Consider the following 13,277-nt stretch of genomic DNA (forward strand, 5'->3'; position numbering starts at 1 on the left):
ACACTGCCCGGCTTCCGTAGGCGAGGGGCTGGGGGGGACGGGAGGGCCGCCGTCGTGGGGCACGTGCCGGGGGCATGGGTGCGCCCGCGGTCACCGCGGGCGCACCGCTGCCGTCCGCCGGGTCGCCAGCAGCAGGGCGACGTCGTCGGGGCGGTCGGTGGCGTGCCGGGCCGTCGAGGTGAGGCGGTCCGCCACACCGGACAGGGAGCGGCCACCGCGGCGCCCGGCGGCGGCACCCGCCCGGGCGAGGGCTGCCCGCAGCGCGCCGATCCCGGCGTCGATGTCCGCACCGGGCCGCTCGACGAGCCCGTCCGTGTACAGGGCGAGGATCGCGTCGGGCTCCAGCGTCAGCTCCGTCACCGGATACTGGGCGCGCGGGTCGACGCCCAGGACGACACCGCCGGGGAGGTCGAGGACGCGGGTGCGCCCGTCGGGGGAGCGCAGCAGCGGCGGCGGATGCCCGGCGCGGGCCACCCGGGCCGCCCCGGTGGCGGGGTCGAGGCGCAGGTAGCAGCAGCTGGCGAACTGTCCGGGGTCGAGGTCGATGAGCAGGCGGTTCGTGCCGCTCATCACCTCGTCGGGCGGCCGGTCGCCGAGTGCGAAGGCCCGAACCGCGCTGCGCAGCTGCCCCATGGTCGCCGCCGCCTGCACCCCGTGCCCCTGGACGTCCCCGATGACGAGCGCCAGACCGTCCCCGGCCTCCACGACGTCGTACCAGTCACCGCCGACGTCCATGCCCTGGGTGCCGGGCAGATACCGTCCGGCGGTCTCCACCCGCGGATGCGCCGACAGCCGCCGGGGCAGCAGCGCCTGCTGCAGTCCCCGGGCGAGCGCCGCCTCGGAGTCGTAGCGCTGCGCCTTCTCCATAGCGTGTGCGATCAGTCCGGCGAGCGCGGTGAGGACGGTGCGTTCCTCGGTGCTGAACCGGCGCGGGCGCTCGAAGCCCAGAATGCAGGAGCCGACCGGGCGTCCCGAGGCGATCAGCGGCAGGAAGGCACGGGCGCCCTCCGTGGCGTCCAGCGGGATGCCCGGGTAGCAGGCGTTGAGCTGCTGCATGGACTCGAAGAAGATCGGCCGGCCCGTGGTGAGCGTCTCCACGCCGGGCAGGTGCGCGTCGAGGCCGACCCCGTCGAAGGGCGCGAGGAAGCCCTGCGGGAAGCCGGTCTCCCAGGCCAGGTACAGATGTCGCTCCTGCAGCAGGTAGATCGCCAGACGCCGGCCGCCGAAGGCGGGCAGCAGCTCCCGCATGACGACCTCGGACACCTGACGGGCGGTGACGGCGTCGGTCAGCGCGATGGCGAGGGCGATGGGCCGGTACAGCGGGGCGATGGCGGGATCGACCGCGTCACCCGGTACGGGCTCGGCCGGTGGCAGGTCGACATGGGTGTCCGCCGCCGGGTCCATCCGGTTCGCCGGGACGACGGCGCAGGTCAGCCCGTCCGGGCCGGGATGCAGGGACAGCGCGAGCCAGTCGCTGTCACCGTCTCCCGGCCGCCGGACGTGGAAGTGCACCGGCTCCGGGGAGAGCAGGGCACCGCGGAGGTGGTCCTCGTACGGCGGCCTGCTGAGCCACGGCAGGACGTCCCCGAAGGGACGCCCGAGCAGCCGCGCGCGCTCCTGGCCCAGCAGACGGGCCGCGGCCGGATTGGCGTAGCTGACGACGCCGAGCCGGTCGAGGCGGAACACGCCCTGCGGCAGCTGGTCGGCCGCCGCGTCACCGGACATGGCGGGGCCGGGTTCGAGCACCAGGCCCCGCACCGGGGACGTACCGGAGGAGTGCTCCGGCGCCCACAGTTCCACCAGCCTCGGGGTGCCGTCGTCGGTCCGGACGTGCAGCGGCAGCGGGGGAGGTCTCCCGGCGGCCGTCTCGGCGAGCGCCGCCGTGATCCGGTCGGCGTCGGACGCGGCCAGGGTCTGTGCGAGGGCCTCCCCGGTGCCGATGAGATCCCCGGGTCGCACGCCCAGCAGGTCGTGCAGCCCGCCGTCCGCGGTCACCGCGGACGTCGCCGGGTCCCAGGTGAACCGGCCGACCGGCCAGGGCACGGGGGACGCCGAGGACGGGCGTGCGCACAGCGGCTCCCCGTCCCAGACGACCGCGCCCTCGTCGCCGTCTCCGAGGAGCCGCAGCTCGGCGCCCAGGTCCTCGGCGAGCGGGACCAGGGCGTCGGGGTCGGGCAGTTCGTCGGCCGCGTCGACGGCCGCCGGCCGCAGCACGGTCAGCACCCCCATGGCCGACCTCGCACCCGGCACGGGCACGTAGAGCGATCCGAACTGGAACGGCAGACCGGCCGCCAGCTGAGGGTAGCGGCGTACCGTCTCCGTGGCGTTCGCCAGCGCCACCTGGACGCCGAGCCGGTAGGCGTCGGCGACCGGAAAAGGCTGTTTCACATGCAGCTGCCACCACGGCTTGAACAGCGGCCCGGGCAGCCCCACCAGCACCGCGAGCCGGAGCAGTCCCGGTGTGGCGGAGGGCAGGTACACACCGCTCACGCGTCCGTCGGCGGTTGCGAGCGCCCGGTTCGAGGCGTCGACGAGCAGCCGGGCCAGCCGTCCGCGGGCCCGGCCTGCGCGCTCCCCGCTCCCAGTCATCGCCCCTGCCTCGTCCGTGCTCCGCCGGGTGGGTGACACAGCAAGAATGCGTCACGACGGCCGAGAACCGCACCTGGGCGGACGGTAAGAGCTGTGTTCCAGGGCGGCGTCGCTCACACCGCCCGGAGCACCAGCCGCCCCTCCTCCTGCCGGGCCACCATGGCGAACCCGCAGGTGTCCACCTCGAGACACAGCCCCACGTCCTCGGGGTGGACGCCCGCCCAGCCGCGCCGGACCCCGTCCGCGAGACGGGCGGCGCCGCCGGAGTTCCGGGCGCGGGTGACGTAGGGGGCCGGGTCGGCCGTGTCGGAGGTGGCGCGGGCCGCGATGTACTGGGCGCAGGCCAGGTCCTCCTCGGCCTCGCCGCCGTCGCCGGTGACGACGAAGGTGACCGCCGCGGGCCGTTCGCGGCGCAGGAGCCTCGCCGTCGCACCGGCCACGGCGAAACTGGCGCACAGCAGGAGCCGGGCGTCGGCGACGGCCAGCGCGCCGACGGTGCCGGCGGTGGTCTTCTGCACCACGGTGCGGCCCGCCAGGTCGAGCGAGCGCAGGTGGGCGGGGGAGTTGGCCAGGTCGAAGCCGGGCTTCGGCTCGCCGTCCTGGAAGGCCAGCCAGCCGGGGTGGCGGGCCTTCAGTTCCAGCGCATCCTCGGCGGTCTCGGCGAAGACTATTCGCTCGGCCCCTTGCCGGAAGGCCCCGGCGGCCACGGTGAACGCGCGCATCACATCGATGACGACGGCGACGTCGGGTGTCGCGGACAGCCCGGGGACCCCGGTGAACGTGGGTTGCATCGCACCATGGTGGGCCGGGCAGGTCCGAGGGGCGTCAGGATTCGGCCTCGTCCGGCGGCAGCGGCCGGGCGGCCCGCATGCTGCGCAGGGCGAGGAGCAGGACGCCGATGTCGTCCAGGTACACGGGGTCGGGCAGCAGGTCGGTGGGAAGGACCAGATAGAGGACGGCGCCCCAGAACACCCAGCGCGATCCGGTGGGCAGACCGGCCCGGCGCAGGGTCCGCCGGGTGCGCACCAGCCGTACGAGGACGGCGAGAGCCGCCACCAGCAGGGCCGCGGCGACGACCGCGGCGACCACGAACCAGGTTGTGGTCCCGTCCATGAGGTCTCCTCCCGGCCCTCTCGGACCTCGGGCGGCTCGGTTCCCTCTCGCTTTCCCCGTACCGCCCGCCCTATCGCCTTCTCGGACGGGTCACGAAGTCCGGTCCGTGCCCTCCGCCTCGCCCTCGTCGGTGTCGTCGGCCGGGTACGTGGCGGCCGGAGCGGGCGACGGCCGCAGCCCCATGGCGGTGATCTTGAGGCGTTCGAAGGTCCGGGTCAGCTGCTGCAGCGGGGACGCCGGTGGCTCGGCGGGCTGCTCGGCGGGCGGGGCGGGCGCGTCCCGGTAGGCGGCGAGTGCCTCGCTCGCGCGCTCTGCGGCCTCCCGGTAGAGGTCGCGGGACTTCGTCATGGCCTCGAGCGCCTCGGCGTACCTGGCGACGAGCTCCCTGTGGCGGGCGAGGTCCTCCTCGACGGTCAGCAGCGTCCACTTCTCCCGCAGACCGGCCAGCGCCTCTTCCGCGCCCTCGGGGAGCGGCCGGGGAAGAGTGGTGAAGCGGCGCAGTACGCCGATGAGTTCGGCCGGTTCCGAGCCGTCCAGGAAGACGCTGCGCACCGAGAAGTCCTTGCCGTCGTACCCGGGCGGGGCCGGCTGCGGAGGCAGGACCACCGCACCGCCGCGCGGCACCTCGACGCCGAGGTCCTTCAGGGCGTAGTTGACGGCGCGCAGCTGCTGCGGGGCGGCCCGGTGTTCCACGACCCGGTGCCGCAGCCCCGGTGGCAGCAGACGGGCCAGCGGCAGCTTGCCGCGTTCGTCCGGGGTCATCGCCTCGTGCACCACGACGTTGACGCACCAGGACTCGCGCGCCGCGCTCCGCAGGACGCGCCGCATGTCCTTGTCGTCGGCGGGGAGCGGGTTGACGCGCCTGAGGCGCAGCTCCGGCACGGAGTGGTGATGGTCCCAGGCGGTGTCCGTACCGTCGGAGTCGTCCGGCCAGAACATCGTGGCGGGCGACGGCCACGCGTCGTCCCAGGGCCGCTCCGCCTCCGCGACGAGGGTCCACTCCCTGCCGTCCTCCCGGATCTGCGGGGGCAGCAGGGTCAGGCGGGCTCGTACGGTCACCCCGCCCGGGGCCCGCCAGCGGGCTTCGAAGACCCGTCCGGGTGTGTCCTCCGGGTCCGGTGGTTCGGAGAAGTCGTCGAGCACCTCGTCCACCTTCAGCCGGCGCAGGGTACGGCGGAGGACGTCCTCGGCGATGGAACCGGTGTGGCGGCCGCGGGCCAGCCATACGGTGCGGGGGGTGGTGGCGCGGTCGGTGGCGGAGTTCGACATGAGCCAATCTGCGGAGGGGGACGGCGGGTGCCCTCCAGTATTGCGGCCGTTGATCGCGGCGCCTCAGGCGGGGGCCGCGTTTCACCGGGGATCGTGTCGCACGCACGGGGTGTGCGCGGCGCACTCCCGGGGGTGCTGCTTCACACATACCGCTGGAATGTCCCCGGGCACGACAATGGGGCGCGGACGGGGCCTGCCCACCATCCGCTTAGGGGCGGACCCCGTCCGCCCGCCATGCCCGTGTGCGGCCCGCGGCGTGACGATGGACTCCCGTAGGCGGGGGAACCCGCCCCGCATGGATATGACGAGAAGCACGCCCTTACGGCGTGCGGCCGCCCTCCTCGCGGTCGTCCTCGCCGCCGCGGCCTGCTCGGGCGGGGGGCACGGGGACCATCGTGTGGGCGGCCGTCCGCTCGCGGCCCTGCCGGGCGGATCCGGGGCCGCCCGCCTGGTGATCACCACCGACAACGGGCTGCGGCTGCGCCCGGCCGACGGTCCCGCGGCCGACGTGGACCGGCGGGTCGACCGGCACTGGACCCACCAAGGTGACACCTGGGTCCTGGACCTGTCCTGCCCGGCGCACGGCGATCGGGCGGACCGCTGCCCCCGCCTGCCCGAAGTGGACGTCCCGGCGGGCACGGCCGTCACCGTCTCGGCGCGCGACGCCGGCATCGACGCGGCGGGGGTGTCCGGCGCACTGGACCTGACGACCGTCAACGGGGATGTCACGGTGACCCGTTCCGGACGCGACGGGGCCACCGTACGGCTCGCCACCCGCAACGGGTCGGTGCGCGCGACCGCCCTCGACGCGGGGCGGTTGCGGGCCGGGACGGTCAACGGGGACGTGGACCTCGACTGCGCGACCGCGCCGGCCACGGTCACGGCGGCCACCACCAACGGGTCGGTCCGTGTGGGCGTGTCGCACGGCGCCCCCGCCTACCGGATCACGGCCCGGGCGGCGAACGGCCGCCCGTCGGTGACGGTTCCCACCGCGTCCGCGGCCGGCGGCCACCGTATGTCCCTCACCACCGTCAACGGCGACGTCACCGCCACGACCGGCTGACCCGGCCCGGGTTCGGTGCGGGAACGCGCGGGGCGGACGCTGGTTCGGCAGTTCGTCCCGGAACCGCTCGATGACCGAGCTGATCTGCCGCATCAGCGCCGTGCCCTCAAGACGGTCGAGATAGCTCGCCGGCCGGGAGGACCGCGGGGACCGCCAGGGGGGCTGCCGGCAGCGGAGTCGAGTCAGCCGTCCTGGCTGGTGAAGGTGTAGGACTTGCAGTCGAAGGGCGTCGGGTCGCTGTCGCCGTCGACGAGGCACACCTTCATGCCGACAGCGTCGCCCGGTGCGACGTTGCCGTTGATGAAGGGGTCCCAGACGACGGCAGCGCCGTTCAAGCCGTTGCCGTTGTACTTTCCGCCCAGATACGTTCCGTTCTGCCAGGCCCATGCTTTCACGCCATGGCCATCGCTGCAGTAGTCGTGGATGAGGAAGTAGTCGTCGTTGTCCCCCCCTCCGGCAGCGCCGGGACCGTAGTCGACGAACTCCTGTCCGCCGCACGGGCTGGGGTCCGTCTTGATGAGATGCCCGTCGTCGGCTGCGGCGGCGGGCCCCGCAGTCTGCACTGCGATACTCACCGCTGCAGCCGCCACGGACAGTAGCTTGGCCATTTTCGACTTGCCGACCATCTGCATGTGATCCCCCATGTGGGTGGCGAATGGGTCGAGTCGGCCCGGCTGGACGCGGAGCGCCTGGAACCGAGGTCCTCGAAGTGGTGTGGCCCGAGCGAGCTTTCCGAAGAAGCTGCGCCGGCCGCCATACGTATCGGGCGTCTCGCGATGTCCCGGGACATTCCCAGACCCTGACCTGCGGCGATGTGTGTATGGAGACGGTTTCTCGGGAAATCTCATGGCGTCGTGGGGGCGTGACGCCAATTGCCGGATTCCTCCGACGCGGCGCAGGTTCGGGGCAGGTGGGGTCGCAGAGAAGGCTCGGCTTCCAGGAGACTCGTACTCAGGGGGATGCCATGAGGTGGAGAGAGCTACCCGAGACCTTGGACCCGAACGGCCGGCAACTTGTTCAAGAACTGCGGCGGTTGAAGGACCACAGCGGCCTCACGCTGCAGATGCTCCAGGCCAAGACGCCTTTCAGCGGCTCGTCGTGGGAGCGGTACCTCAACGGCAAGGTACTGCCGCCCGCCGCGGCGGTCGAAGCCCTCGCCGGTCTGACCGATGCCGACGCCTCACCACTGCTGGCCCTGCGACACGCAGCACAGGAATCCGGTACAACGAGGGAACGCCGCCATCCTGGTCCTGACGCGGAGACGGCCCCCCAACGGGCTCTCGCCCCCTCCGGTCCTCCCTCTTCGTCCGTGGGCCTGGGCGAGGACCGAGAGCACGACCTGGGCGAGGACCGAGAGCACGATCAGAAGCAGGAGAGAGTGCACGGGGTGGCCTTGTCCGTCGTGGGAGGCGCCCTGTTGCTCTCCGCCGTCGTGTCCGGGTGGCTGATCGTCGACCGCCCGAACGCTGCTGGCCATCCGGCGGGCACGGCCACCGAAGTGGGCAGGTACAGCTGTGTCTACGTGAGACACGGGGATCTGATGCTCGCCGGCAACAGCACCACCAGCTCCCACCTCGTCGCATTGAACAGCACGGGTCCCGACGTGGCGGAAGTCCAATGCCTGCTGCGCCGCCATCACCTCTCGCCGGGCGACGTGGACGGGTACTTCGGCAAGCGGACGGAAGCGCAGGTGAAGACACTGCAGCAGCAGGACCACGTCTCCCCGGACGGAATCGTCGGTGAGCAGACGTGGTCCTTGCTGCGTCACGTGGAGTGACCATCTACCGCGAACCAGAAGGGGAAGCCCAAACGATGAGACACTTACCGGGGAGGTCCCACTGGCGGACGCTGCCGCAGACCTTGCCCGCCGAGTACCGGGATCTGGTCAGGGAGCTGCGGCGACTCAAGGACCGCAGCCGTCTGAGTCTGACGGAGCTGGGACGAACGACCGCCATCAGCAAGTCGTCCTGGGAACGCTATCTCAACGCCAAGCAGTTCCCTCCCCAGCATGCCGTGCAGGCGCTGTGCCGGGCAGCGCGGGTGAGCGAGGAAGCCGTGCTGCTCCGGTGGGAACGCGCGGATGCGGCCTGGAGCCGGCGGGGGCACACCGCGACATCGACCGCATTCCGGCCGGATCAGGCCACAGAGCACCTTGCTGGTGGCGCCGACGGCAGGGAGCCCGAGGCCACCGGCGGTTTCGTGCATCGAGCCCTGGTCGCTGCTTCCGCCCTGATCGCCACACGGCCTCGGGCCACCACGGCGGGGGTTCTCGTCCTGTGTACGGTGATGCTCGCACCAGCCGCTGTCATCCACGCCTCCTATGGAACCGGTTCGACGGCCGCCGTGCGCCCGCCCATTTGCCGACTGCGCTCCTGCGAGGGCCGTGATCCGCTGACAACGGCGTGCGAAGATCCCGTAACAGTGGGTTCGCGCACGGCGGCCGATGGCACCCGGCTGGAAATCCGCCTCAGTCCCAGCTGCCGGTCCGGATGGATACGCAGCCGGCCCACACATGGTGGTTTCCGCATCGAGATCACGAGTCCTGACGGGCACGGTCAGGCCGTCACCGCTCCAACTTCCCTGCCGACGGCTGGAGAGATGGTCACCACCACCATGATCGCCGCTGCGCACGCCACAGGACTGCGGTGCTGTTACTACCCTTCGGCTGACCGACCCGGCCGGGAGTGCTTCAATGCGGGTTCCTGAGCTTGCATAGCCGCGCGGGCGGACTTCCCGATCCGCTTCATCGACGACGAGGCGGCCGTTCTCGTCGGCGACGGCAAGGTGGATGTCATGCCTGAAGCCCGGTGGCGGTTCCATCCGTGTGGCGGGTCAGACGTCTGGATCAGAACGGGAGTGGGGACCGGGCGGGCCTTGTCGGACGACCACGTCATACAGACGTGTCGTCCGTGTTCGGCCGGACGGCGCGCCTTGCCGGGCGGGAGTCGGACCTCTCATCAGCATCTCCGACGGCGCCTCTCGGACCCGGCGACACCCCCCGGTCATCGGTTCGACAGGGGGGACCAGCCGTGCGGGGCCCGGAGGCCGGCGATCCCCTTGCAGGACCGCGGCGACCTGACGGGGGCTTACGCCCCGCTCTCCCGCAGCATGTCCTCGCGCTCGACGATCTTCACGCGCTCCCGGCCCTGCGGCTCCCCCAGCGCCTTCTCGGCGGCGTCCAGGCGGTACCAGCCCTCCCAGGTGGTGTAGCGGACGTTCCGCTCGGCGAGGAAGGCGTCCACGGCCTCGGGGGCGGGCGAAGAGGGCGTGTGCAGCCGGGCGTTCGCGAAGTCGTCCAGGAGGTTGGCCACCGTCTCGTTCGCATCGCCCTTGGTGTGACCGATCAGGCCCACCGGGCCGCGCCGGATCCAGCCGGTGACGTACGTGGACTGCAGGTGCGCGCCGCTCTCCTCGATGACCCGGCCGCCCTCGTCCGGGACCGTGCCCGAGTCGATGTCCCAGGGCAACTTGGGGAGCTTGTCGGAGAGGTAACCGACCGCACGGTAGACCGCGCTGACGTCCCAGTCCTTGAACTGGCCGGTGCCCTTGACGTTGCCGGTGCCGTCCAGCTCGGTGCGCTCGGTGCGCAGGCCGACGACCTTGCCGTCCTCGCCGAGGATCTCGGACGGCGACTCGAAGAAGTGCAGGAACAGCTTGTGCGGCCGGTCGCCCACGTCGCGGATCGCCCAGTTCTCCAGCGTCTTGGCGACCATGTCGGCCTGCTTGTTCCCGCGCCGGGTCTCGATCGAGCCCTCGTCGTAGTCGATGTCCTCGGGGTCGACGATGACCTCGATGTTCGGGGAGTGGTCCAGTTCGCGCAGCTCCATCGGGCTGAACTTCGCCTGGGCCGGGCCGCGGCGGCCGAAGACGTGGATCTCCAGGGCCTTGTTGGCCTTCAGGCCCTCGTACACGTTCGGCGGGATCTCGGTCGGCAGCAGTTCGTCGGCGGTCTTGGCCAGGACGCGGGCCACGTCGAGGGCGACGTTGCCGACGCCGAGCACGGCGACCTTCTCGGCCTCGAGCGGCCAGGTGCGCGGCACGTCCGGGTGGCCGTCGTACCAGGACACGAAGTCCGCGGCGCCGTAGGAGCCGTCGAGTCCGATACCGGGGATCGGCAGCTCGCGGTCGGCCGTCGCGCCGGTGGAGAAGATCACCGCGTCGTAGAAGGCGCGCAGGTCGTCGAGGTTGATGTCGGTCGGGTAGTCGACGTTGCCGAACAGCCTGATCTGCGGCTTGTCGAGCACCTGGTGCAGGGCCGTGATGATGCCCTTGATACGCGGGTGGTCGGGCGCGACGCCGTAGCGGATCAGGCCGAACGGGGCGGGCATCCGCTCGAAGAGGTCGATGGACACGCCGGGGTCGGCCGCCACCTCGGACTTGAGCAGGGCGTCGGCGGCGTAGATCCCGGCCGGGCCGGCTCCGACTATGGCTACCCGCAGCGGGCGCGGCATGATCAGCTTCCCTTCGAGCGATGAACAGGCGACTCGATCGGGAAGCCTAAACTAAGGTACGCCTAACTCAGTACGCGGGTCCGTTCTATGAGCTCATAAACCGATCTTATGGGGTGGGTGGGATGGTGGGTGTGACGATGGATCCCGGTTCGACGACCGTCCTGGTGACCGGCGGCAGCGGGTTCGTCGGCAGCCATCTGGTGCGGCGGCTGCTGGAACGCGGCTACCAGGTGCACGCGACCGTGCGCAGGATCGCCCACCCGGCGAAGGTGCGGCCCCTGTGGGAACTGCAGGAGGCCTTCCCCGGGCAACTGGCGCTGTTCGAGGCCGACCTGCTCGAGGATGACTCCTTCGACGAGGCGATGCGCGGTTGTGCGGTCGTCTTCCACGTGGCGTCGCCGTTCCTCATGCCGGAGAAGATCAAGGACGGCCGCCGGGACGTCGTCGACCCGGCCGTGCGGGGCACCCGCAACGTGCTCGCGTCGGTGGAGCGCACCCCGTCGGTGCGGACGCTGGTGTTCACCTCCACGGTCGGCGCCGTGTTCGGCGACTACGCGGACGTCCTCGCCATGGACGGCCAGGTGCTGTCGGAGAAGTACTTCAACACCACGAGCACGGTGGAGAACAACCCGTACCACTACGCGAAGACCGTCGCGGAGCGCACCGCGTGGGAGGCCGAACGGGCCCAGGACCGCTGGCGGATGGTGTCCGTCAACCCCGGCCTGATCCTCGGCCCCTCACTCACTCCCGCGTCCGCATCGGGCAGCCTCTTCCTGCTCGACGAGCTGTTCAAGGGCTACTTCTGCTACGGCGCCCCGGACTTCAGCTTCACGACGGCGGACGTGCGGGACGTCGCCGACGCGCACATCCTCGCCGCGGAGAACCCGGCGGCGAAGGGCCGCTACATCGTCGCGGCCGAGACCATGACGTCCTTCCGCGAGATGTCCCGCGTCATCCGCGCCCGCCACCCCCACGACCTCCGTCTGCCCCGCACCGCGCTGCCGCACTGGCCGGTGCGCGTCCTGGGCCCGGCCTTCGGCCTCACCCAGGACTACATCCGGGGGCACCTCGGCATCCGCTTCCGCGTCGACAACAGCCGGAGCGTGCGCGAGCTGGGTCTCACCTACCGACCGGTCCAGGAGACCCTGCTCGACCACTACGAGAGCTGGCGCGGCCGGTCTCACGCGGGCCGCATCACCCGCTGAATCGCCGCCTCCCCGGCGCCGTAGACCGACTCCTCGCGGATGTACGCGCCCTGACCCGGCGCGTGGATCATCATGCCGTTGCCGACGTACAGGCCGACGTGGCTCGCGTCGTCGAAGAAGAACACGAGGTCCCCGGGCTGCGCGTCACTCAGGGGCACCGGGGTGCCGGCGTCCGCCTGCTCCCGCGCGGCACGCGGCAGCGTCACGCCCGCGGATCGCCAGGCCGCCTGGGTCAGACTCGAGCAGTCGTAGGAGCCCGGTCCGGTCGCACCCCACACGCAGGGCCGCCCGATCTGCGCCCGGGCGAAGGCCAGCGCCTTCGCGGCCCTGCTTTCGAACGGGGCCGGGGCGGGTGCGGGGGCAGGGGCGGGGGTGGGCGCCACGAGAGGGTTGACGGTGGCGAAGGCGCCGGAGTCGGTCACGAGGGGAGCGGCGGTGACCGTTCCAGCGCTCAGGAGGGGGTTGGGGACGCTGAAGGCACCCGTGCTGGGAGCGGGGGTGGGGGCGGTGACGGTCGCCGTGTTGGTGAGGGGAGCGGCGGCGGTGACCGTGCCGGTGTTCGCCACCGGGTTGGGGACGCTGAAGGTCCCTGTACCCGCGACGGGGTTGGGGACGGCGAAGGCGCCGCTGTCGGTCAGGGGGTTGGGGACGGCGAAGGTGCCGGTGTTCGCGACCGGGTTGGGGACGGCGAAGGTGCCGGTGTTCGCGACGGGGTTGGGGACGGCGAAGGCGCCGCTGTCGGTCAGGGGGTTGGGGACGCTGAAGGTGCCGGTGTTCGCGACGGGGTTGGGGACGGCGAAGGTGCCGGTGTTCGCGACGGGGTTGGGGACGGCGAAGGTGCCGGTGTTCGCGACGGGGTTGGGGACGGCGAAGGCGCCGGTGTTCGCGACCGGGTTGGGGACGGCGAAGGCGCCGCTGTCCGTCAGAGGGTTGGGGACGCTGAAGGTGCCGGTGCCGGTGCCGGTCATGGGGGTGGCGCCCTGGGCGGCAACGCCCATGGGCGCGCCGGGGGTCGGACCCGCGGGCGTGGCCACGTCGGCACCGGCCATCGCGCCCGTCCCGGCCGTCGCACCTCTGCGGGCGGTGGCACCACCCACGGCGGACAGGCCCCCACTGAGCCCGGACCACTGCTGGCGCAGCCACTCCTGCTCCTCGGGCTGAAGGGTCTGCTCCGGGTCGCCGCGCCAAGCCTCCGTGGCGGGACGCGCGGGCTCGGCCGTGGGGCGGGGCGCGGACGAGTCAGGCTGTGCGATCCGGCGGGCGAGGAGGTCGCGGGCCGCGGCGAGCTTCTGCTGGTTCTTCCCCTTCGAGGCCAGCGGCGAGGACCGCCGCGGCTCGGCAGCGGGCAGCGCCATGGGGGTCTCCCGCCGCGGCTCCGGCACGGCCGGCAGCGCGGCGACGGGCCCGGCGGTCAGTTCCGCTCTGGGACGCGCTGTCAGTTCTGGCACGGCACGGCCGCCCGTCTTCCCGGAGGGCCCGGCGGTCAGCTCCGGCAGGGAGCGCTCGGCCGCTTCCAGCAGCTCTGGCGGGATCGGGACATCGGCGCCAGGGCGCCCCTGCGGCGAACGCTTGGGCATGCGGTCCTTG

11 protein-coding genes are annotated in these 13,277 nt (G+C 72.3%); 4 read left to right on the plus strand and 7 right to left on the minus strand.

Translation table 11 applies throughout. The features are described from left to right. Nucleotides 1-90 precede the first annotated feature (90 nt). The 4 genes from ACFYZQ_RS06585 to ACFYZQ_RS06600 form a co-directional block, all read right to left on the minus strand. The gene (locus tag ACFYZQ_RS06585) at nt 91-2,589 is read right to left on the minus strand and encodes a SpoIIE family protein phosphatase (protein ID WP_389142329.1); all 2,499 of its coding nucleotides are present in this window, start codon (nt 2,587-2,589) and stop codon (nt 91-93) included. A 113-nt stretch (nt 2,590-2,702) separates the two neighbouring features. Then, nucleotides 2,703-3,380 (minus strand): 2-phosphosulfolactate phosphatase, encoded by a 678-nt coding sequence (locus ACFYZQ_RS06590; RefSeq protein ID WP_389142331.1) that lies wholly within the window; start codon nt 3,378-3,380, stop codon nt 2,703-2,705. 34 nt (nt 3,381-3,414) lie between these two features. Beyond that, nucleotides 3,415-3,702, minus strand: coding sequence for a DUF1232 domain-containing protein (locus ACFYZQ_RS06595; protein WP_389142333.1), 288 nt, complete (start codon nt 3,700-3,702; stop codon nt 3,415-3,417). A gap of 90 nt (nt 3,703-3,792) precedes the next feature. Then, the gene (locus tag ACFYZQ_RS06600) at nt 3,793-4,971 is read right to left on the minus strand and encodes a hypothetical protein (protein ID WP_389142335.1); all 1,179 of its coding nucleotides are present in this window, start codon (nt 4,969-4,971) and stop codon (nt 3,793-3,795) included. A gap of 295 nt (nt 4,972-5,266) precedes the next feature. On the opposite strand from ACFYZQ_RS06600, the gene ACFYZQ_RS06605 reads away from it, so the two are divergent. After that, entirely contained in the window at nt 5,267-6,034 is a 768-nt protein-coding gene (locus ACFYZQ_RS06605; RefSeq protein WP_389142337.1) for a DUF4097 family beta strand repeat-containing protein, read from the plus strand. A 182-nt stretch (nt 6,035-6,216) separates the two neighbouring features. Here the strand turns inward: ACFYZQ_RS06605 and ACFYZQ_RS06610 are convergent, their stop codons facing one another. After that, nucleotides 6,217-6,666 (minus strand): hypothetical protein, encoded by a 450-nt coding sequence (locus ACFYZQ_RS06610; protein ID WP_389142339.1) that lies wholly within the window; start codon nt 6,664-6,666, stop codon nt 6,217-6,219. Nucleotides 6,667-6,998: 332 nt separating this feature from the next. Here ACFYZQ_RS06610 and ACFYZQ_RS06615 point away from each other — a divergent pair, with 332 nt between their 5' ends. Further along, a complete protein-coding gene (locus tag ACFYZQ_RS06615) occupies nt 6,999-7,811 on the plus strand; it encodes a peptidoglycan-binding protein (protein WP_389142341.1) in 813 nt (270 codons plus the stop codon). Between the two features lie 83 nt (nt 7,812-7,894). Then, a complete protein-coding gene (locus tag ACFYZQ_RS06620) occupies nt 7,895-8,740 on the plus strand; it encodes a helix-turn-helix domain-containing protein (protein ID WP_389142343.1) in 846 nt (281 codons plus the stop codon). Between the two features lie 380 nt (nt 8,741-9,120). Here ACFYZQ_RS06620 and ACFYZQ_RS06625 read toward each other — a convergent pair whose 3' ends face one another. Next, nucleotides 9,121-10,485, minus strand: a complete 1,365-nt coding sequence (locus ACFYZQ_RS06625) for an FAD-dependent oxidoreductase (protein ID WP_389142345.1) — start codon at nt 10,483-10,485, stop codon at nt 9,121-9,123. 137 nt (nt 10,486-10,622) lie between these two features. On the opposite strand from ACFYZQ_RS06625, the gene ACFYZQ_RS06630 reads away from it, so the two are divergent. Further along, the gene (locus tag ACFYZQ_RS06630) at nt 10,623-11,690 is read left to right on the plus strand and encodes an NAD-dependent epimerase/dehydratase family protein (protein ID WP_389142347.1); all 1,068 of its coding nucleotides are present in this window, start codon (nt 10,623-10,625) and stop codon (nt 11,688-11,690) included. Here ACFYZQ_RS06630 and ACFYZQ_RS06635 read toward each other — a convergent pair. Next, nucleotides 11,666-12,616, minus strand: a complete 951-nt coding sequence (locus ACFYZQ_RS06635) for an NlpC/P60 family protein (RefSeq protein ID WP_389143213.1) — start codon at nt 12,614-12,616, stop codon at nt 11,666-11,668. The two genes, ACFYZQ_RS06630 and ACFYZQ_RS06635, sit on opposite strands and share 25 nt — an antisense overlap. Between the last annotated feature and the right edge of the window lie 661 nt (nt 12,617-13,277).

Source organism: Streptomyces sp. NPDC001843, assembly GCF_042891955.1.
Classification (GTDB): domain Bacteria; phylum Actinomycetota; class Actinomycetes; order Streptomycetales; family Streptomycetaceae; genus Streptomyces.